The sequence below is a fragment of the Variovorax sp. Soil_C_12 genome, from assembly GCF_057657375.1.
The window spans coordinates 137,037-157,602 of record NZ_JBDGIO010000001.1; the positions used below are offsets into that span (position 1 = coordinate 137,037).

Genomic DNA, 20,566 nt, shown 5'->3' on the forward strand with positions numbered 1-20,566 from the left:
TCCCCCGTGCGCAAACCGGGCTCAGCCCAGGACCCAGAGCAGAAAGAGGCCCAGCAGGATGCTGCACAGCCCGAAGAAGCGCAGCTGCCCGTCGCGCAGCTGCATGAGCTGGCCGAAGCCGCGCCGCCAGCCCCCGGGCGAGACGAAGGGCAGGATGCCCTCGATCACCAGGACGAGCGCTAGCGCGCTCCAGAAGGTCTCTGCGCTCACGCCTGAACGCTGCGGCTAGCGGCGCCCGGCTGCCGCCGCCCCACCCGAGCTCTGCATCGCGCGGAAGAAGTCGGACGAAGGGTCCAGCACCATCACGTCGCTCTTCTTGTTGAAGCTCTGCTTGTAGGCATCGAGGCTGCGGTAGAACTGGGCGAACTGCGGGTCGCGGCCGAAGGCCTCGGCATAGGCCGACGCGGCGCGGGCATCGCCCTCGCCCTTGATCTTCTGGGCGTCGCGGTAGGCATTGGCCACGATCACCTCGCGCTGGCGGTCGGCGTCGGCGCGGATCTTCTCGCCCTCGGCGAAGCCGGTGGAGCGCAGCTCGTTCGCCACGCGCTTGCGCTCGGCCTCCATACGGCGATAGACCGACTCGGTGATCGCTTCCACGTAGTCGACGCGCGTGACCCGCACATCGATGATGTCGATGCCCCAGGGCTTGGTGCCCTTCACCACCGCCAGCATCTCGCGCTGCACGTCGTTCATGAGCGCCTCGCGGCGCGTCGAGATCAGCTCGCGCACGGTGCGCTTGTTGACGTTCTCCTGAAAGGCGTTGCGCACCACGCGGTTGAGCTGCACGGCGCCCGCGTTCTCGTCGAGGCCGACGTTGCGGATGTATTCCGAAGGGTTGGTGATGCGCCAGCGCACATACCAGTCGACCACCACGCGCTGCTTCTCGGCCGTCAACATGGGCTCGGGATCGAGGCTGGACAGCGTGAGCAGGCGCTTGTCGATGTACGACACGTTCTGGAAGGGCGGCGGCAGCTTGAAGTTCAAGCCCGGCTCGGTGATCACTTCCTTGATCTGGCCGAGGGCGTAGACCACGCCGAACTGGCGCTGGTCGACCACGAAGAGCGTGGAGCTCAGCAGCGCGAGCGCCACCAGGACCGACGAAACGATGAAGCCAAGTCTGTTCATTGTTGTGTTGCTCCTCAGCGCACGTCGCGGTCACGCGAGCGGCCGTCGCGCGCACGCGCGTCGTTGGGCGGGACGACCGGGATGACCGACGACTGCGGCGGCGCGGTGCCGGCCACATTGGGGCTGGCGCCGTCGGCGGGCGCGCCGGCCGCGCTCTGGGTAATCAGCTTGTCGAGCGGCAGGTACAGCAGGTTGGAGCCCTGCTTTGAATCGACCAGCACCTTGGTGGTGTTGGTGTAGATCTGCTGCATGGCGTCGGTGTACATGCGGTCGCGCGTGACCTGGGGCGCGCGCTGGTATTCGGTCAGCACCGCGCCGAAGCGCTGCGCATCGCCCTGGGCCTGCGCGATGATGCGCGCCTTGTAGGCCTCGGACTCTTCCTTCAGGCGCGATGCGGTGCCGGTGGCCCGCGGCACCACGTCGTTGGCATAGGCCTGGGCCTCGTTCTTGGCGCGCTCCCGCTCCTGGCCGGCCTTGAGCACGTCGTCGAAGGCGGCCTGCACCTGCTCCGGCGGACGCAGCCCGCCCTGCTGCAGGTTGATGCCCACCACCTCGACACCGACCTTGTAGCGGTCCAGGATGGTCTGCATCAGGGTGCGCACGCGCGGCGCGATCTGGTCGCGCTCCTCGGCCAGCGCCGCATCCATCTTCATCTTGCCGACCACCTCGCGCACGGCCGTCTCGGCCACCTGCACCACCGCATCGGTCGGGCTCTTGCTCTCGTAGAGGTAGGCGCGGGCATCGCTCAGGCGGTACTGCACGGCAAACTTGATCTCGACGATGTTCTCGTCCTCGGTGAGCATGGCCGACTCGCGCAGGCCGGTCGAGCGCACGATCGAATCGCGGCCGACGTCGATGGAGCGGATCTGCGTCACGACCACGACCTCGTGGCGCTGGATCGGGTACGGCAGGCGCCAGTTGAAGCCCGCCCCCACGGTCGTCTTGTAGCGGCCGAACTGGGTGATCACGGCCTGGTGGCCTTCATTCACGATGAAGAAGCCGGTGCCCAGCCAGATCAGCACGGCGACCGCCGCCACCAGGCCCAGGCCAACGCCCGCGTTCTTCATGTCGGGCTTCATCCCGTTGCCGCCATTGCCGCCGCTCGGACGGCCGCCGTTGCCGCCGCGGCCGCCGAACAGGCCGCCGAGCTTGCGGTTGAAGTCGCGCCAGAGCTCGTCGAGATCCGGCGGACCCTGGTTCGGCCCCTGGCCGCGGGGGCGGTTGTTGTTGCCGGAAGAACCGGAGTCGTCGTCGGGACGGTTGGCATTGGGACGGTCGTCTTTAGAGGACGGCTCGTCGCCGCGGCCCCAACGCCCGTCATTCAGGTTGAACATGCCCTGAAACCGTCTCCACACTGGCTTTGCATTCATTCGATCTCTTCTCTGGTCAGTGAGGGGATTGTGCCAATCCGCCGGCGGCATCGTGCAATTCGGCGTCCGGCTCTGGGGTCATGGGCCCGGCGATCGACGGTGCGCGCCGCGCGAGCTCGGCCCGCAGCGCCGGCACGCCCTCGCCCGTGTGGGCGCTCAGGAAGATGCGCGACACCTGCGCGCCGTCGAGCTCGATCTCGTCGGCGAGCGCGAGCGGCCGCTGCGTGGCCTCGAGCGCATCCAGCTTGTTGAAGACCAGGAGCTGCGGCACGGTGTCGGCGCCGATCTCGCGAAGCACCGACTGCACCTCGGCCATCTGCTCGGGATGGTGCGGATTGGAGGCGTCCACCACATGCAGCAGCAGATCGGCGTCGACCGCCTCCTGCAGGGTGGCCTTGAAGGCGTCGATCAGGCCGTGCGGCAGGTCGCGAATGAAGCCCACGGTGTCGGAGATCGACACCTTGCGGGCCGCGTCGCCCAGGTACAGATGCCGCGTGGTGGTGTCCAGCGTGGCGAAGAGCTGGTCGGCCGCATAGGCGCGCGCCTTCACCAGCGCGTTGAACAGCGAGGACTTGCCGGCGTTGGTGTAGCCGACCAGCGAGATGTTGAAGGTGTCGCGTCGCTCGCGCTGGCGCCGCTGGGTGCCGCGCTGGCGCTGCACCTTGGCGAGCCGCTCGCGCGTGCGCCGGATGGCGTCGCCGATCATGCGGCGGTCGAGTTCGATCTGCGTCTCGCCTGGACCGCCGCGCGTGCCGATGCCGCCGCGCTGGCGCTCCAGATGGGACCAGCGACGCACCAGGTGCGTGCTGAGATATTGCAGCCGCGCCAGCTCGACCTGCAGCTTGCCCTCGTGGGAGCGCGCTCGCTGGGCGAAGATCTCGAGGATCAGGAAGGTGCGGTCGTACACCGCTACCCCGAGCTGGCGCTCGAGGTTGCGTTGCTGCGCCGGGCTCAGGGCCTGGTCGAAGATCACCTCGCCGGCGCCGTGCAGCTCGGCCAGCTCGCGGATCTCCTCGGCCTTGCCGCTGCCGACGAAGAGCGCCGCATCGGGCGCCCGCCGCTTGGCGATCAGGCGTGCGACCGGGGCAAGGCCCGCGGTCTGCGCGAGCAGGCCGAGTTCCTCGAGTTCGCCGTCGAAATGGGGCAACCCGAAATCGACGCCGACGAGAACGACGGCACCGTCTTTCCGGGAATTCAGTTCAGACAAGCGGGATCAATGGGGAAAAAGCGCGGCGGGCGAGCCGCCGCGCTCCGTGCACTCAGGCAGCAGCGTCGTCGCTCTCGTTCGCCGAGAAGTTGACGGCCCGTCCCGGCACGATGGTGGAGATGGCGTGTTTGTAGACCATCTGGGTCACCGTATTGCGAAGCAACACGACGTACTGATCGAAAGACTCGATCTGCCCTTGCAGCTTGATGCCGTTGACCAAATAAATGGAAACCGGCACGTGCTCTCGGCGCAAGGTGTTCAGAAAGGGGTCTTGTAGAAGTTGCCCTTTATTGCTCACGATATTCTCCGTGTTCAAGAGTAGTTGTTGGACCGGTCACCTTAACACAGCACTTCCGCACTGCAGCACGAAACCCTCATAGCCCCCAAAAAATAACGGCACTTCAGAGGCGGAACTTCGGGCGCCGGCACTGCTCGCGCCGCCCGGCCCGCCCCAGAATGCGGCACGCGCTGCACCCACTCACAGCCTCTCAGCCTTCCTTGTCGGCGTACGGATTGTGCGAAGTCTTGAACTCGATGCGCAAGGGCGTGCCGACCAGGTCGAACTCCTTGCGGAAGCGCCCCTCGAGAAAGCGCCGATAGGCCTCGGTGACATGCTCCAGCGAGTTGCCGTGGATGACGATCACAGGCGGGTTCATGCCGCCCTGATGCGCATAGCGCAACTTGGGGCGGAACATGCCGGACTTCTTGGGCGTCTGGAACTGCACGGCCTCCAGCAGCAGGCGCGTGAGCACCGGCGTCGACATCTTGCGGGTGGCGGACTTGTGGGCCTGCGCAATGGCCTGCCACAGCGGGCCCAGGCCCTGGCGCCGGGTGGCCGAGATGAAGTGCAGCGAGGCGAACTTCAGGAATGCCAGCCGGGTCTCGATCTGGCGCTGAATCTGCTCGCGCTGGTAGCTGTCGACCGCGTCCCACTTGTTGATCGCGATCACCACCGCGCGACCGCTCTCCAGGATGTAGCCGGCGATGTGGGCGTCCTGGTCGGTCACGCCCAGGGTGGCGTCGATGAGCAGCAGCACCACGTTGGCCGACTCGATGGCCTGCAGCGTCTTGACCACCGAGAACTTCTCGATCGCCTCGAACACCTTGCCCTTGCGCCGGAGACCCGCCGTGTCGATCAGCTCGAAGCGCTGGCCGTTGCGCTCGAAGGGCACCGAGATCGCGTCGCGCGTGGTGCCGGGCAAGTCGAAGGCGACCAGCCGCTCCTCGCCGAGCCAGGTGTTGATGAGGGTGGACTTGCCCGCGTTGGGCCGGCCCGCGACGGCCAGCTTGATCGGCTTGTTGACGTCGTCTTCCTCGTCCTCGTCGTCCGGCTCAGGCAGCGCCAGCGGCTCGAGCGCAAGCTCGACCAGGCCGCGGATGCCCTGCCCGTGCGCGGCCGAGACGCCGTGCACCTCGCCGAAGCCCAACTCGTAGAACTCGGCGAGCCGCGCGTTGTCCTTCATGCCTTCGGCCTTGTTGGCCGCCAGCACACAGGGCTTGCCGAGGCGGCGCAGCTCGTTGGCAATGTCGTGGTCCTGCGCCGACACCCCCTCGCGCGCATCGACCACGAAGATCACGACGTCGGCTTCGGCCACGGCCTGACGGGTCTGCTTGGCCATCTCCTTGAAGATGCCGCTGCCCGCGTCCGGCTCGAAGCCGCCGGTGTCGATGACGATGAACTCGTGCGGGCCCTGGCGGCCGTTGCCGTAGTGGCGGTCGCGCGTGAGGCCGGCGAAGTCGGCAACGATGGCGTCGCGCGTCTGGGTCAGGCGGTTGAACAGCGTCGACTTGCCGACGTTGGGGCGCCCGACCAGCGCAATGACGGGTTTCATGGTCGAGCGCTCGCTGCGTTATTCAGGCCGAAAGCCGAAGACGCCGCCGTTGCGCGTGACGACCACGACCGTGTTGCCCGAGAGCACGGGCGCCGCGGCGATGGCCGAGCCGTCGGGCGTCAGGCGATTGAGCGGCGCGCCGTCCTCGCGCGAGATCACGTGCACGAGGCCCGTGCTGTCGCCGATGACGAGCGAGCGCCCCACTGCCAGCGGCGAAGTCAGCACGCGGTATTTGAAGCGGTCGATCTGCCAGGCGCGTTCGCCGTCGTTGCGGCGCCAGGCCACCACGTTGCCGTTCTCCTCGGTGCCGTAGATGAAGCGGTCGTCGCCCGCGATGCCGTCGGCGCCGTTGGCCGGCTTGCTCCACAGCAGCGTGCCGCGCGAGGTGTCGACGCAGCCGACGCTGGCGTAGTAGGCGCGCGCGCAGACGGAGTCGCCGACGCGGCTCACGCTGCCGGTCAGGTCGACCAGGCGCTCCACGTCATTGGTGCCGCGCGGCGCGGCGATCGGCGATTCCCAGCGCGAGGTGCCGTTGGCCGGGTTGATGCCGACCAGCCGGCCGCCGACGCCGGCCACCAGCGTGTCGCCGACGGCGATCAGCACGCCGGAGCGCTTCAGCACCAGGTTCTCGGCGGTGCGCGTCTGCGACCACAGGCGACGGCCGGTCTGGCCGTCCCAGGCGCTGGTGGTGCGGTCCGCGGTCTGCACGAAGACGCGGCGGCCGGCCACCAGCGGCGCAGTGAACGACTGGGCCGGGAGCCGCTGGCGCCACAGCACCTTGCCGCCCTGCAGCGCGACGAGCTCATTGCCTGTGGTGATGACGGCCACCAGCGAGCCGTCGCTGCCCACGCCGGCCGACAGCGGCGTGCCCACGCTGGCGCGCCAGGACTCCTGGCCCGAGCGGGCGTCGATCATGACCACCGTGCCGTCGCTGCCGGCCACCGTCACCATGTCGCCGCTCACGTCGGTGGTAAGCGGGAACTCCACCTTCGGGATGCGGATGTTCCAGGCCTGCCGCACGCCAAGCACCGCCTGGTTGGGCGCCAGCTCGGCCGGCTTGGGCTTGGGCGTGCCGGAGCAGGCCGCGAGCGCGGCGACGACGAGCGCGGCAGCCCCGGCGCGCAGGAGGGAGGCAGGAAGCATCGAACGCTGGCTGAAATTCATGGTGTGGTCTTGGCGGGAGATGCGGTGCCGGCCGGAGCCAGGCTCTTGGGATCGACGCCGACCGCGTTGAGCTTGATCTCGACCAAGCGGCGGTACTCGTTGCCCGGCGGGAAGGCGGTCCAGGCCTTGCGGTACTCGGCCTTGGCCTCTTCGCGCTTGCCTTGGGTCATGTAGATGTCGCCCTTGCGGTCGGCCGCGAGGGCCTCGAATTCCTTGGGCATGCTGCCCGAGAGCTGCTTGAGCGCCTCGTCGTAGGACTTGGCCTCCAGCAGCTCGCTGGCGAGGCGCAGCCGGGCGACGGCCTGGTAGCCGGCGTCTTCGCCGTGCTCCGCGACCCAAGCGAGCGCCGCGCGCGAGGCCTCGGCATTGCCCTTCTCGTGCAGCACGCGGGCGGCCAGCAGCCCGCCCTGCTGGGCATAGGCGGTGCCGGCGAACTTGCTCTTCATGTCGGCGAGTGCGCGCTCGACACGCGCCGTGTCGCCGGCCTGCGCGCCGCGCTCGAGCTCGTCGTAGAGCGCCGATGCGCGGGCCGACTGCTCGCGCTGCCAGTACTGCCAGCCGGTCCAGGCCAGGAAGGCGCCGGCCGCCAGCACCACGACCCAGGTGATCAGCGTGCCGTAGGTGTTCCAGAAATGCTTGAGCTGGTCGAGCTGTTCCTGTTCTTCGAGATCGAGATGGGTGGCCATGCGCTGTCAGTTGTTGGGAGCCGGGGATTGTAGGGTGGCGGCCCAGGCGGCCGGATCAACCAGCGGGCGGGCGATCTGGGCCCCGGTGCCGTCGCGCAGCGCCTTCACAGTGAGCTCGCCACGCGCCAGTTCGTCGGCGCCGAAGATCAGCGCATAGGTCGCGCCGCTGCTGTCGGCCTTCTTGAACTGCGACTTGAAGCTGCCCATGCCGTCGGCCGTGGCCGCATGCATCTGCACCCGCACGCCGGCCTCGCGCAGCTGCTGCAGCGTGCGCAGCGCGACCGGCATCGCGGCCGCGTCGGGCACCACCGCATAGGCGTCGGGCGTCGGCGCGGGGATCGCGGTGCGCTGCTCCTTCACCAGCTCGAGCACGCGCTCCACGCCGATGGCCCAGCCCACCGCGGGCGCGGGCTTGCCGCCGAGCTGCTCGAACAGGCCGTCGTAGCGCCCGCCGGCGCACACCGTGCCCTGCGAGCCCAACCGGTCGGTCACGAACTCGAAGACACTGAGGTTGTAGTAGTCGAGCCCGCGCACCAGGCGCGGATTGACGGTGTAGGCGATGCCGTTGGCATCGAGGATGGCCTTCAGCCCGTCGAAGTGCGCCAGCGATTCGGCGCCGAGAAAGTCGATCAGCTTCGGCGCCGCTTCCACCATCGCCTTCATCGCGGGATTCTTGGTGTCGAGGATGCGCAGCGGATTGCTGTGCAAGCGGCGCCTGGCGTCCTCGTCGAGCTGGTCGGCATGCGCCTCGAAGTGCGCGACGAGTTGGGCCCGGTGCTGCGCGCGCTCGGCCGGCTGGCCCAGGCTGTTGATCTCCAGGCGCACGTCGGTCAGGCCGATGGCCTTCCACAGCGCGCTGGCCAAGAGGACCAGCTCGGCATCGACGTCCGGCCCGGCGAAGCCCAGCGCCTCGACGTCGATCTGGTGGAACTGGCGGAAGCGCCCGCGTTGCGGCTTCTCGCGCCGGAACATCGGGCCGATGGCCCACAGGCGCTTGCCGCCGTCGTAGAGCATGTTGTGCTCGATCGCGGCGCGCACGATGCCGGCGGTGTTCTCGGGCCGCAGCGTCAAATGGTCGTTGTCGCCGTACTTGTCGGAGCGGTCGTGGAAGGAGTACATCTCCTTCTCGACGATGTCCGTGACCTCGCCGATGCCGCGCACGAACAGCGCGGTGTGCTCCAGGATCGGCGTGCGGACATTGCGGTAGGCGTAGCGCGACATCAGCTCGCGCACGACGCCCTCGAGCCATTCCCAGCGCGCCGATTCCGGCGGCAAGGTGTCGTTCATGCCTTTGACGGCATTCAGTTTGTCAGCCATGGGGGTGATCGCTCAGGCGGGTTGCGCAGCAGGCGCGCCGCCGAAGCGTTTCTCGACGTAGTTTTCGACCAGTTGATGGAACTCGGCGGCGATGTTCTCGCCACGCAGCGTGAGCGCCTTCTCGCCATCGATGAAGACGGGCGCGGCCGGCGCTTCGCCGGTGCCGGGCAGGCTGATGCCGATGTCGGCATGCTTGCTCTCGCCGGGGCCGTTCACGATGCAGCCCATGACGGCCACCTTCATCGTCTCGACCCCCGGATACTTGGTGCGCCAGACCGGCATCTGCATGCGCAGGTAGTCGTCGATCTGCTTGGCCAGTTCCTGGAAAGTGGTGCTGGTGGTGCGCCCGCAGCCGGGGCAGGCGGTGACGCTGGGCACGAACACGCGCAGGCCGAGGGCCTGCAGGATTTCATTGGAAATCACCACTTCCTGCGTGCGCGATTCGCCGGGCTGCGGCGTGAGCGAGACGCGGATGGTGTCGCCGATGCCTTCCTGCAGCAGGATCGACAGCGCGGTCGCCGAGGCCACCGTGCCCTTGGTGCCCATGCCGGCCTCGGTGAGGCCCAGGTGCAGCGCGTAGTCGCAGCGCTTGGCCAGCTCGCGGTAGACCGAAATCAGGTCCTGCACGCCGCTCACCTTGCAGCTCAGGATGATCTGGCTGCCCGCCATGCCCATCGATTCGGCGAGCTGCGCCGAACCGATGGCCGAGCTGACCAGCGCTTCGTACATCACCTGCTTGGCGTCCCAGGGCTCGGCACGGCGGCTGTTCACATCCATCAGGCTCGCCAGCAGCTCCTGGTCAAGGCTGCCCCAGTTCACGCCGATGCGCACCGGCTTGTTCCAGCGCATGGCGGCGTCGATCATCTGGCCGAACTGGCGGTCGCGCTTGTCGCCCTTGCCCACGTTGCCGGGATTGATGCGGTACTTGCTGAGCGCCTCGGCGCAGGCCGGGAAGTCGGTCAGCAGGCGGTGGCCGTTGTAATGAAAGTCGCCGATCAGCGGCACGTCGACACCCATGCGGTCGAGCTGCTCGCGGATGTAGGGCACCTGCGCCGCGGCCTCGGGCGTGTTGACGGTGATGCGCACCATCTCCGAGCCGGCCTCCGCGAGCTCCTTGACCTGGATCGCGGTGCCGATGGCGTCCACCGTGTCGGTGTTGGTCATCGACTGCACCCGCACCGGCGCGTCGCCGCCGACGGTGACCGTGCGGGGGCCCCAGACCACGCTGGCCTGGCGGGAGCGGCGCGCGCGCGGCGCGGCCGACTCGATGGGGGGGCATTTCTGTTCCATCACCGTGTCATCGTTCATGGCTTCACCTCGAAACGGGCCACACCGCCGCCGCGCGTTACCGGCTTCAGGTCGAAGGCCTTGCCGCGCACCTGCACGTCAACGCCCGAAGCACGGCCGACAACCACCGACAGCGGCAAGGCGCCGCTCAGGCCGACGGTTTCGCCGGCCTGCACCGTGCGGCGCAGCAGGGATTTGCCGGTGGAATCGTTCACCGTGATCCACGAGTCCTCGCGCGCGGCGAAGACGATCAGGTCCGCGCCGGTGCTCGCCGGGGCCTGGACCGCCGGTGTCGCCGCAGCGGGCGCCGGCACCGCCGGGGTCGCCGGGGAAGGGGCTGCTGCAAGCGGGACCGCGGGCTGAACCGCCTCGACGACACTGCCGGCCTGGCCCGGCGTTGCGGGTGCCTGTGACGCGGGCGCGGAAGCCTCGCTCGTCTCGCCACGGTTCGTGATCTGCGAGATCGCCTCGCCGACGCGGTCGAAGATCGATTGCGGCAGCCAGAACAGCACCGCCGCGCCGACCAGCAGGAGCACCACCACCGTCAGCAGCGCACGCGACGGAAGGCCGCTCGACGCGCTGCCGGCGCGCACTTGCGAAGGCAGGGCCTTGCTCATGGTGCGGTCGGCCTGCGCCAGGCCCGCGGGCTGCGCGCCGGGCAGCTTGGCCAGCACCGGCGCGGGATCGATGCGCAGCGCGCGGCACACGCTGGCGGCCAGCGCGCGCGCAAACACCGGATCGGGCAAGGCCTCGATGTCGTCGGACTCCAGCGCGGCCAGCTTCTGCGGCGTCACCTTGAGCGCGGCGGCGACCATGTCGAGGTGCAGGCCGTGCGCCTCGCGCGCCTGGCGCAGCATGTCCCCGGCGCTCATGTGGGTGCTGTCGCCGGACATCAGGGGTACCGCAGCGGAGGCCCCGAACTCGCTCGCCTTCTCAATCATTGAAGTTGCCGCGCTCATAGGCACCAGCCTCGCGCGATTGGGGGAAGCGCCGCTGCAGCTGGCCGGCGAGCTGGGTGACCGCATCGCGGTTGTTGAGCCGGCGCTCGACCTTGATGCCCAGCCACAGCGTCTCGGCGCTGGCCGAGGGGCCGTTGTTGATGCGGCGGATATAGAACTGCGCACGCGACCAGTCCTCGCGCTGCGCCAGCAGCGAAGCCAGGTTGTAGCCGATCACCGGGTTGCCGGCGTCGAGCTCGTAGGCCTGCGTCAGGCTGCGCTCGGCCTCGGTACGCTGGCCGGCGCGCACCTGGCACACGCCCTGCGTCATCAGCGTCTTGGCGCGGTCGCCGTAGCTGGGAATGGCCAGGGCCGCCGAGAACTGCTGCTGCGCATCGCCGAAGCGGTTCTGCTGGCACAGAAGCCAGCCGTAGTTGTGCAGCGCGTTGGCGTCGCGCGGGTTCAGCGCGATCGCGCGGCGGAAGCTGTCCTCGGCCAGGCCGGCATCGTCCAGGCGCATGTAGACCAGGCCGCGCAGGTTGTAGGCGTCAGCGAAGTTCGGATCGGCGGCCAGCGCCTGCTTGATTTCGTCCAGCGCGACCGTGGGCTGCCCCTGCTCGAAGTAGCCGACGGCCAGCTCGATGCGCAGGCGGGCGCGCTTGCGGGCATTGCCTTCGTCCGAGTCCGTCATGATGCCGGCAGCGTTACCGGCCGTGCTGGGCACGCCGGCATCCTTGGTGGCGCAGGCGGCGAGCAGGACTGCCGCCGCAACACCGAAGAGCGCTTGCATCATCCGCTGCTGCGCGGTCGAAGGGGCCTTGATCATCGGTTCATCGCTCCTGGGCGGTTGAAGGGGCGGTTTTCTTGCGCGCCGGGTGCAGCACCACGGTGCGCCGCTGCGCCATGCGCTGGGCGGCGTTGGTACGGTCCTTCACGTCGCCGGCCAGCTGGCCGCATGCCGCGTCGATGTCGTCGCCGCGGGTCTTGCGCACCGTGGTCACGATGCCGGCTTCGCTCAGGAGCTTGGCGAAGGCGAGCACGCGCGGCTGCGGCGAGCGCAGCAGTCCGGAGGCCGGGAAGGGGTTGAAGGGGATCAGGTTGAATTTGCAGGAGATGCCCTGCGAGCGCACCAGCTCGACCAGCTGGCGTGCATGCTCGGGCTGGTCGTTCACGCCGTCGAGCATGCAGTACTCGAAGGTGATGAAGTCGCGCGGCGCATGCGCCAGGTAGCGCTGGCAGGCTTCCAGCAGCTCAACCAGGGGGTATTTGCGGTTGAGCGGCACCAGGTCGTCGCGCAGCGCATCGTTGGGCGCATGAAGCGACACGGCCAGCGCCACCGGGCAATCGGCACCGAGCCGGTCGATCATGGGCACCACGCCGGAGGTCGACACCGTTACCCGCCGGCGCGACAGCCCGTAGGCGTTGTCGTCGAGCATGGTGCGCAGGGCCGGCACCAGCGCCGCATAGTTCTGCAGGGGCTCGCCCATGCCCATCATCACGACGTTGGAGATCACGCGTTCGTCGCGCTTCAGGTGCTTGCGCAGGAAGTGCTCGGCGAACCACAGCTGGGCCACGATCTCGCCGGTGCTCAGGTTGCGGCTGAAGCCCTGATGGCCGGTGGAGCAGAAGCGGCAGCCCACGGCGCAACCGGCCTGCGAGGACACGCACAGCGTGCCGCGGTCGTCCTCGGGGATGAACACGGCCTCGACCGCATTGCCGTCGCCGACGTCGAACAGCCACTTGATGGTGCCGTCGGCCGATTCCTGCTGCGTGAGGACCGGCAGAGCCTCGACGCGCGCGCTGCCCGCGAGCTTTTCACGCAGCGACTTCGCGAGGTCGGTCATCTGCGCGAAGTCGCTCGCGCCGCGCTGGTGGATCCAGCGGAACAGCTGGGTGGCGCGGAAGCGCTTCTCGCCGAGCTTTTCGCAGAACGCGGCCAGCCCCTCGAGATCGAAGTCGAGCAGGTTGGCCGTGGTCATTGCGCGGGGGAAGGCTCCGCCTCAGCGGGCCTTGAGCTCGGGGAAGAAGAAGGCGATTTCGACCTTCGCGGTTTCGACGGCGTCCGAACCGTGGACGGCGTTGGCGTCGATGCTGTCCGCGAAGTCGGCGCGGATGGTGCCGGGGGCGGCCTTCTTCGGGTCGGTGGCGCCCATCAGGTCGCGGTTCTTGGTGATGGCGTCCTCGCCCTCGAGGGCCTGCACGAACACGGGGCCCGAGATCATGAAGCTGACCAGGTCCTTGAAGAAGGGGCGCTCCTTGTGCACGGCGTAGAACTGCTCGGCGTCGGCCTGCGACAGTTGCACCAGCTTGGCGGCGATGATCTTGAGGCCGGCGGCCTCGAAGCGGGAGACGATCTTGCCGATGACGTTCTTCGCCACGGCGTCGGGCTTGATGATGGAGAGGGTGCGTTCGATGGCCATTGAAGTGCTTTCTTGAGTGCTTGGATTTCGATGAGTTCCGTCAAGCCGCAGCGACACGCTGCGCTCCCTTGACAAAGCCTCTGATTTTAACCGGCGCGGGCATCACCACCCGTGACGGGCGGGTGAACAGGCTGCGGTCGATCGCGGGATTCAGCGGCCGCGGCGGCGACCGCCGCCTTGCCCGCCGCCCTGCCCGCCGAAGTTGCCGCCGGAGGGGCCTCCCCCGCCGCCGCGCCGCGGGCCCGAGCGCTGCTCCTTGCGCTGGCGCGAGAAGCTGTCGGCGCCGATGTAGCCCAGCGAGGTCTTCATCGGATCGGGCTGGTTGCCGCCGCCGCCGCCCGGCGCCCGGTCGTCGCGCTTGCCGCCCTGGCGGTTGCCGCGTCCCTGGCCCTGGCCCGGTCCCTGCCCCCGTTGCCCTTGCGGCATGCCGCCGTTGCCGCCGCGGCCACGGGCACCGGGCCCGCTGGTCAGCGGATTCGGGATCGGCGGCTCGCGGCCCTCGGCCTGCGCGCCGCCGCCACCGCCGTTGCGGTTGCCGCGGCGCTTGCGGTTGCGGTTGTTGCGGCCGCCGCCTTCCTGGCCAACGTTCTTTGGGCCAGGGCCGCGCGCGGGACGCTCGGCGCCCACCGCCTGGAACAGCGCGCGGATGTCGCGCTCGTCCAGCTCCATCCAGGCGCCGCGCTTGAGGCCGCGCGGCAGCACCATGGCGCCGTAGCGGATGCGGATCAGCCGGCTGACCGCATGGCCCACCGACTCGAAGAGGCGGCGCACCTCGCGGTTGCGGCCTTCGGAGATGGTGACGCGGTACCAGCAGTTCGAGCCTTCGCCGCCGCCATCCTCGATGGTGCCGAAGTGCGCCATGCCGTCGTCGAGGCGCACGCCTTCGAGCAGGCGCTGCTTCTCGTCGTTGCTCAGCGCCCCCAGCACCCGGACCGCGTACTCGCGTTCCAGGCCGAAGCGCGGATGCATCAGCTGGTTGGCCAGCTCGCCCGAGCTGGTGAAGAGCAGCAGGCCCTCGGTGTTGAGGTCGAGGCGCCCGACCGACTGCCACTTGCCCTGCGGGAGGCGCGGCAGCTTGCGGAACACGGTGGGACGGTTCTGCGGATCGTCGTGCGTGACGACCTCGCCGACCGGCTTGTGATAGGCGATCACGCGCGCCGGCGGCGGCGCGATGCGGTAGCGGATCGGCTTGCCGTTGAGCTTGACCTGGTCGCCGAACTGGATGCGCTGGCCGATGTGGGCCGGCTCGTTGTTGACCGAGATGCGGCCCTGGAGGATGAGCTGCTCCATCTCCAGCCGCGAGCCCAGCCCGGCCTGCGCCAGCACCTTGTGCAGCTTGGGCGAGTCGGCTTCGGGCAGCAGCACGCGCTTGAGCGGGGGCACTTCCGGGCTGTCCTCGTCGGCGTCGAACTGGCCGGAGACGACATCGACAAAGCGGATCGGCTCGGGCGGCGGCGCGTTGCGCTGCTCGCGCTCGGCGGCACGGCGGGCGCGGTCGAGGTCGTCTTCCTCCTCGTCCGGCTCTTCCTCTTCGTCCTCTTCGCGCTCTGCGCGCTCTTCTTCCTCTGCTTGGGCGACAACCGGCGCCTGGGCCTCGGTCGGCTCGACCAGCGCGACCGGTTCGATCGGTGCCGGTGCAACGGGCGCGGCAGGCACCTCGGCAGTCTCGACGACCACCTCAGGCGTCGCGGCTTCCTCGGCCACTGCCTCGGGCGCTGCGGCTTCCTCGGCCACTGCCTCAGGCGTCGCGGCCTCCTCGGCCACCGTCTCCGGTGCCGGGTCGGCCGGCTTGCGGCGGCGCGGCCGGCGCTTGCGCGGCGCCTCGCCCGCTGCTTCGCCCGCTGCTTCGCCCGCGGGCTGCGCATTGTCTTCGGTCGGCTGCGCGGGCAAGACTGCCGCCTCTTCTTCGGACACGGGTGCGGCCGGCAGCATCGCTGCGTCTTCAGGATGGGATGGGCTCATGGTCGGGTTCCGGAACGAACAGCGGGGGCGTCTTCCTCGTCGGCCTCGACGTCGGGTGTGGGGGTAAACGAGGATTGGAGCTCGGGCTCGGGCTCGGGGCCGGCGGCCACGACCTGCGCGGGGTCGTCGAGCGCGGGTTCGGGAGGCGCTTCGGGGACGCGGGGATCGGCGGCCTGGACTTCGGGCTCTGACTGGGCTTCAACCTCCGCCTGGGGCGCAGGCGCGTCAGCAGGCTCGGGGACCGGGTCCGCGGAGGCCTCAGGCTCAGGCCCTGCTTCAACGACCGCAGGCGCAGGCTCGTCGATCGGCAGGCCGGGCTGCCGGTCGGCGGCCTCCGCCAGGGCATTGACCAGCCCGGCCTGCTGGGCCGGCGTCTCGATCACCGGCAGCTGGTCGAGCGACTCCAGGCCGAGATCGTCGAGGAACTGGCGGGTGGTCGCATAGAGCGCCGGACGGCCCACGGTCTCGCGGTGGCCGATCACCTCGACCCAGTTGCGGTCTTCGAGCTGCTTCAGGATCAAGGAGTTGATGGTCACGCCACGGATGTCTTCCATGTCGCCACGGGTGACCGGCTGACGGTAGGCGATGATCGCCAGCGTCTCGAGCGCGGCGCGCGTGTAGCGCGGCGGCTTTTCGGGGTGCAGGCGATCGAGGTGGTCGCGCAGCTCGGGTCGGCTCTGGAAGCGCCAGCCGTTGGCCACGCTCACGAGCTCCAGGCCGCGCTGCGACCAGTCTTCCTGCAGTTCGTGCAAAAGCGTCTTGATCGTGTCGGCGCCCAGCTCGTCGTCGAACAGCACGCGCAGTTCGCGCACCGGCAGGGGCTGGGTCGAACAGATCAAGGCGGTTTCGAGAATGCGCTTGGCATCCGCCGTATTCATGGTTCGCGGTATCCGGGAAAAGGCGCCTTGCAGACGCTTGTTTTTCAGAAGGATGGAAGAAGGCGCTGCCGGCACTCAGGCGATGGACAGCGAAGCCGGCATCGGGTCGCCGGCGCGGCCCTCGGGGCCGTCAGGCGCGATTGTAATCCAGCCCCCAGGCCTGCATAGCCTGCACCAGATCGGGCGGCGGGGCAGCCAGGAACTCCATGGGCGCGCCCGTGACGGGATGCACGAAGGCGAGCCTGAAGGCATGCAGGGCCTGCCGCTCCAAGCCTGCCGCGGCGGCCCCGCCATAGAGCGTGTCACCCACCAGCGGATGGCCGATGGAGGCCATGTGGACGCGGATCTGGTGAGTGCGCCCGGTCTCCAGCGTGCAGCGCACGGCGCAGCCCTGCTCGTTGCTGTCCAGCGACTCGACCAGCGTGCGCGCGGGCTTGCCCGGGTGCCGCTCGAGGTCGACCACGGCCATGCGCAGCCGGTTGCGGGGGTCGCGCCCGATCGCGGCGTCGACGTGGCGCGCGGCGGCGCCCTGCCAGCCGCGATGCGCCAGCGCGAGGTACTGGCGCTTGACGTCGCGGGCGGCGATCAGCGCCACCAGCGCATCCATCGCGGCGCGGCTGCGCGCCACCACCATCAGCCCGCTGGTGTCGCGGTCCAGCCGGTGCACGATGCCCGCGCGAGGCAGCAGCGCGGCGCGCGGGTCCAGCGCCAGCAGGCCGTTGAGCAGCGTGCCGCTCCAGTGGCCCGGCGCGGGGTGGACCACCAGGCCCGCCGGCTTGTCGATGATGCGCAAGTGCTCGTCCTCGTGCACCACCGTGATCGGCATGCGCTCGGGCTTGAAGGCCTGGCTCTGTGGCGTGGGCCGCAGCTCGATGCTGCCGATCTCGCCGGCATGGACCGTGGCGGCGGCCTTGGTCACCACGCGGTGCTGGAGCTCGACCGCGCCGGCCTCGATCAGCTGCTGCAGGTAGCTGCGCGAGAACTCGGGCACCAGCGCGGCCAGCGCGCGGTCCAGCCGCTGCCCGTGCTGCGCCTCGTGAATGAGGAAGCTGCGGGTCTCGCTGGGCTCATGGGGCTCGGCGCCGTCGTCGTGCTCGGCTCCGTCCGGAAGTTCGCCCAGGGGGGTGGCCGATATAATTGAAGGCACTGTTTTCACGAAAGCCTGATGTAATGCGTCGCGTCAAATTATCGGTTGTCCCCGCCTGGCTGGCCTTGTGCTCGGCCGCATGGCTGATGGCCGGCTGCTCGTCGACCTCGGTCGACAAGACCGCGAACTGGAGTCCCAATCGCATCTACTCCGAAGCCAAGGAAGAAGCGAGCTCCGGCGCCTACGACAAGGCCGTGCCCCTGTTCGAGAAGCTCGAAGGCCGCGCCGCCGGCACCCCGCTCGCCCAACAGGCGCAGCTGGACAAGGCCTTTGCCCAATACAAGTCCGGCGAGAAGGCGGCCGCCATCGCGACCCTCGACCGCTTCATGAAGCTGCACCCGGCCAGCCCGGCGATGGACTACGCGATCTACCTCAAGGGCGTGATCAACTTCAACGACGACCTCGGCATGTTCGGCTGGCTGACGCGCCAGGACCTGTCGGAGCGCGACCAGAAGGCGGCCAAGGAATCCTTCGAGTCTTTCAAGGAGCTGGTCAACCGCTTCCCCGAGTCGCGCTACACGCCCGATGCGCGTCAGCGCATGAACTACATCGTGAACTCGCTGGCCCAGTACGAGGTGCATGTGGCGCGCTACTACTACACGCGCGGCGCCTACCTGGCGGCCATCAACCGCGCGCAGCTCGCGCTGGCGGACTACCGCGAAGTGCCGGCGCTCGAAGAGGCGCTCTACATCATGGTCCAGTCCTACGATGCGCTCGGCATGACGGACCTGCGCGACGACGCCAAGCGCGTGCTGACCACCAACTACCCCCAGAGCGAGTACCTGTCGCGCGGCTTCCGCGGCAAGGACGACCCCTGGTGGAAGCTCTGGTAACGCAACGAGAAAAAGGCCCGATCCGGGCCTTTTTTTGTTTCAGCGCGTGAGTTCGAGCAGCGCGGCCTCGAAGGCGCCCTCGTCCTCCAGCCGCCGCATCGGCGGCAAGGCGGCCAGAAGCCGGCGCCCGTAGCCCATGGTCGCGAGCCGGGTGTCGCAGATGGCCAGCACGCCGCGGTCGGTCTCGCGCCGGATCAGCCGGCCGGCACCCTGCTTGAGCGACACCGCCGCCTCCGGCAGCGAGTAGTCGCCGAAGGCGCTGCGGCCCTGCGATTCGAGGCGCTGCGAGCGCGCCTCGACCAGCGGATCGTTGGGCGGCGGAAATGGCAGCTTGTCGATCACCACCAGCTGCAGGGCGTCGCCGGGCGCATCGAAGCCCTCCCAGAACGAGGCCGATGCCACCAGCACGCAGCCCGCGCGCCCGTGGGCTGCCCCCTCGCGGAAGCGCTCCATCAACACCCGCTTGGGCAGCTCGCCCTGCACCAGCACCTCGGGCCTGCGTGAGGCGTCCATGGGCTCGAAGTGCTGGCGCATGGCGTCGCCGATGGTGCGCAGGGCGCGCAGCGTGGTCGTCAGCACCAGCGTTCGCCCGCCCAGCACGGCCGCGCCCTGCGCGGCGAGCCGGGCGACCTGCGCGCTGTGCGCCGGGTCGTTGGGCTTGGGAAAGGCACGCGGGACGTAGAGCGCCGCCTGGCGCGCGTAGTCGAAGGGGCTGTGCACGCGCAGCACCTCGGCGTCCTCCAGGCCGCAGGGCTCGGTGAACCAGCGCAGCTTCGGGTCGTCGCCCAGCGTGGCCGAGGTGAAGACCCAGGCGCGGCCCTGCTCCTGCGCGCCCCCCTGGCCGGTCTTGAGCACCCGCGTGCGCACCGCTTCCGCGATGTCGAGCGGCGACTCGACCAGCCGCAGCTGCGTGCCCACGTCCACCCAGCGCACCGATTCCGGCGCGCAGGGCTTGGCGAAGCGCGCCGCACGCTCGGCGAACTGTTCGGCGCGCTCGTGCAGCCGCACGAAATCGGGCGAGAGCTCGCTCACCGTGTCCAGCCCGCGGGCCGCCTCGGCGAAGGCGTGCTTCAGCGCGTCGAGCGCCTCCTGCCACGCATCGGCCGGAACGCCTTCCGGTGCCGGGCCGGCCCAGCGCAGCTTGGCCCCCGGCCATTGCTTGCCGACCACCAGCCGCAGTTCCCGGGCGCCGCGCTCGGTCGCGGCGACCAGCTGCTGCCAGTCGACCAGGCCGCGCGCGTGCTGCAGGCCGGCCGCGAGCATGTCGCGCGCGAAGTCCAGCGCCTGCCCGCTGCCCAGCTGCACGCCGAGAAACTGCACGCCGGTCTCGTTGAGCTGGTGGGCCTCGTCGAACACCACCACGCGCACGCTCGGGAGCAGCTCCGCCATGCCCGATTCGCGCACCGCCAGGTCGGCGAAGAAGAGGTGGTGGTTGATGACCACCACATCGGCCGCCATGGCCTCTCGGCGGGCCAGGTTCACATGGCAGGGCTTGAACTGCGGGCACTGGGCGCCGAGGCAGTTCTCGCGGGTGGAAGTGACCAGCGGGATCAGCGGCGAGCGCTCGTCCAGGCCCGGCAGCTCGGCCAGGTCGCCGGTGCGCGTGGCCTTGGACCATTGCTCGATCTTTGCCAGCGTGCGCAGGCTGCTGCGCTCGGGCAGGGAGGCGTCGTGGCGCGCCTGGTCGAGCCGGTGCAGGCACAGGTAGCTGGCGCGGCCCTTGAGCAGCGCGGTGCGCAGCGGCAGGCCCAGCGCCTCGACCAGCCGCGGCAGGTCGCGGCCGAAGAGCTGATCCTGCAGGGTCTTGGTGGCGGTCGACAGCAGCACCCGCTCCCCGCTCAGCAGGGCCGGCACCAGGTACGAGAAGGTCTTGCCGACGCCGGTGCCGGCCTCCACCACCAGCACGCCGCCCTGGTCGATGGCGCGGGCCACGGCCAGCGCCATCTGGGTCTGGCCCTCGCGTTCGCGGAATTGCTCGGCGGCCTGCGAGAGCACGCCGTCCTGGGCGAAGGCGGCCTGGACTTCGGCCGCCAGGTGGCCGCTTTCCCGCGGCGCGCGGTCCGGCTCGACGGAGGCCGCGTCCGCCTCGAAGTCTTCGGGCCAATCCACGGTCGTCATCAGGCAGGCTCTTGGGGGTCGAGCAGGCACTCCAGCCGCACGATGCGGTCGCGCAGGGCCAGGCGCTTCTTCTTCAGCCGGCGCAGCAGCAGCTCGTCGCGCAGCTCGATGACCTCGGCCAGCCGGTCGATGGTGGCATCCAGGTCAGCATGTTCGATGCGCAGTTCGATCAGCTGGCGGGAGAAAGAATGGAGATTGGAGTCCAAGGGATGACGCAAAGACGTGACGGAGTGCTCTCCGGCTTCGCTCGGGTTGACTCGATAATGTACGTCCTCGTTCCAC

The 20,566-nt window shown here is 69.4% G+C and carries 20 protein-coding genes; 1 reads left to right on the forward strand and 19 read right to left on the reverse strand.

Annotation, left to right across the window (positions count from 1 at the left end):
* Positions 1–21: 21 nt before the first annotated feature.
* The 17 genes from AC3A6X_RS00710 to AC3A6X_RS00790 form a co-directional block, all read right to left on the reverse strand.
* Positions 22–210 carry a DUF2065 domain-containing protein gene (locus tag AC3A6X_RS00710; RefSeq protein ID WP_487840371.1) on the reverse strand — a complete coding sequence of 63 codons (189 nt, stop codon included), beginning with the start codon at positions 208–210 and terminating at the stop codon, positions 22–24.
* Between the two features lie 15 nt (positions 211–225).
* Entirely contained in the window at positions 226–1,125 is a 900-nt protein-coding gene (gene hflC, locus AC3A6X_RS00715; protein WP_487840372.1) for a protease modulator HflC, read from the reverse strand.
* Between the two features lie 14 nt (positions 1,126–1,139).
* Positions 1,140–2,459: an FtsH protease activity modulator HflK gene (gene hflK, locus AC3A6X_RS00720; RefSeq protein WP_487840373.1), complete on the reverse strand. Its 1,320-nt coding sequence runs from the start codon at positions 2,457–2,459 to the stop codon at positions 1,140–1,142.
* Between the two features lie 52 nt (positions 2,460–2,511).
* On the reverse strand, positions 2,512–3,702 hold the full coding sequence (hflX, locus tag AC3A6X_RS00725; protein ID WP_487840374.1) for a GTPase HflX: 1,191 nt from the start codon (positions 3,700–3,702) through the stop codon (positions 2,512–2,514).
* A gap of 52 nt (positions 3,703–3,754) precedes the next feature.
* Positions 3,755–4,000, reverse strand: coding sequence for an RNA chaperone Hfq (gene hfq / locus AC3A6X_RS00730; RefSeq protein ID WP_093378535.1), 246 nt, complete (start codon positions 3,998–4,000; stop codon positions 3,755–3,757).
* 190 nt (positions 4,001–4,190) lie between these two features.
* A complete protein-coding gene (gene der / locus AC3A6X_RS00735) occupies positions 4,191–5,534 on the reverse strand; it encodes a ribosome biogenesis GTPase Der (protein WP_309960951.1) in 1,344 nt (447 codons plus the stop codon).
* A gap of 18 nt (positions 5,535–5,552) precedes the next feature.
* On the reverse strand, positions 5,553–6,698 hold the full coding sequence (gene bamB / locus AC3A6X_RS00740; RefSeq protein ID WP_309960949.1) for an outer membrane protein assembly factor BamB: 1,146 nt from the start codon (positions 6,696–6,698) through the stop codon (positions 5,553–5,555).
* Positions 6,695–7,384 (reverse strand): YfgM family protein, encoded by a 690-nt coding sequence (locus AC3A6X_RS00745; protein WP_487840375.1) that lies wholly within the window; start codon positions 7,382–7,384, stop codon positions 6,695–6,697. The genes bamB and AC3A6X_RS00745 overlap by 4 nt, the downstream gene beginning before the upstream one ends.
* A 6-nt stretch (positions 7,385–7,390) precedes the next feature.
* Positions 7,391–8,701 (reverse strand): histidine--tRNA ligase, encoded by a 1,311-nt coding sequence (hisS, locus tag AC3A6X_RS00750; protein WP_487840376.1) that lies wholly within the window; start codon positions 8,699–8,701, stop codon positions 7,391–7,393.
* 12 nt (positions 8,702–8,713) lie between these two features.
* Complete coding sequence (gene ispG / locus AC3A6X_RS00755) at positions 8,714–10,009, reverse strand: flavodoxin-dependent (E)-4-hydroxy-3-methylbut-2-enyl-diphosphate synthase (protein WP_487840377.1); 1,296 nt, start codon at positions 10,007–10,009, stop codon at positions 8,714–8,716.
* Positions 10,006–10,929 (reverse strand): RodZ domain-containing protein, encoded by a 924-nt coding sequence (locus AC3A6X_RS00760; RefSeq protein WP_487840378.1) that lies wholly within the window; start codon positions 10,927–10,929, stop codon positions 10,006–10,008. Before AC3A6X_RS00760 ends, ispG begins: the two co-directional genes overlap by 4 nt.
* Entirely contained in the window at positions 10,922–11,752 is an 831-nt protein-coding gene (gene pilW, locus AC3A6X_RS00765; RefSeq protein ID WP_487840379.1) for a type IV pilus biogenesis/stability protein PilW, read from the reverse strand. The genes AC3A6X_RS00760 and pilW overlap by 8 nt, the downstream gene beginning before the upstream one ends.
* 4 nt (positions 11,753–11,756) lie before the next feature.
* Complete coding sequence (gene rlmN / locus AC3A6X_RS00770; protein WP_487840380.1) at positions 11,757–12,905, reverse strand: dual-specificity RNA methyltransferase RlmN; 1,149 nt, start codon at positions 12,903–12,905, stop codon at positions 11,757–11,759.
* Positions 12,906–12,926: 21 nt separating this feature from the next.
* Complete coding sequence (ndk, locus tag AC3A6X_RS00775) at positions 12,927–13,346, reverse strand: nucleoside-diphosphate kinase (protein ID WP_309960936.1); 420 nt, start codon at positions 13,344–13,346, stop codon at positions 12,927–12,929.
* A 150-nt stretch (positions 13,347–13,496) separates the two neighbouring features.
* Positions 13,497–15,308 carry a pseudouridine synthase gene (locus AC3A6X_RS00780; protein WP_487840381.1) on the reverse strand — a complete coding sequence of 604 codons (1,812 nt, stop codon included), beginning with the start codon at positions 15,306–15,308 and terminating at the stop codon, positions 13,497–13,499.
* Positions 15,305–16,186, reverse strand: a complete 882-nt coding sequence (gene scpB, locus AC3A6X_RS00785) for an SMC-Scp complex subunit ScpB (RefSeq protein ID WP_487840382.1) — start codon at positions 16,184–16,186, stop codon at positions 15,305–15,307. Before scpB ends, AC3A6X_RS00780 begins: the two co-directional genes overlap by 4 nt.
* A 130-nt stretch (positions 16,187–16,316) precedes the next feature.
* Positions 16,317–17,333, reverse strand: a complete 1,017-nt coding sequence (locus AC3A6X_RS00790) for an RluA family pseudouridine synthase (protein WP_487841068.1) — start codon at positions 17,331–17,333, stop codon at positions 16,317–16,319.
* Positions 17,334–17,356: 23 nt separating this feature from the next.
* On the opposite strand from AC3A6X_RS00790, the gene AC3A6X_RS00795 reads away from it, so the two are divergent.
* Positions 17,357–18,166, forward strand: a complete 810-nt coding sequence (locus AC3A6X_RS00795; protein WP_309960930.1) for an outer membrane protein assembly factor BamD — start codon at positions 17,357–17,359, stop codon at positions 18,164–18,166.
* 39 nt (positions 18,167–18,205) lie between these two features.
* On the opposite strand, the gene yoaA is transcribed toward AC3A6X_RS00795, so the two are convergent.
* Both yoaA and AC3A6X_RS00805 read right to left on the reverse strand, forming a co-directional pair.
* Complete coding sequence (gene yoaA, locus AC3A6X_RS00800) at positions 18,206–20,284, reverse strand: DNA repair helicase YoaA (protein ID WP_487840383.1); 2,079 nt, start codon at positions 20,282–20,284, stop codon at positions 18,206–18,208.
* A complete protein-coding gene (locus tag AC3A6X_RS00805) occupies positions 20,284–20,490 on the reverse strand; it encodes a DUF465 domain-containing protein (RefSeq protein WP_487840384.1) in 207 nt (68 codons plus the stop codon). Before AC3A6X_RS00805 ends, yoaA begins: the two co-directional genes overlap by 1 nt.
* Positions 20,491–20,566: the final 76 nt, after the last annotated feature.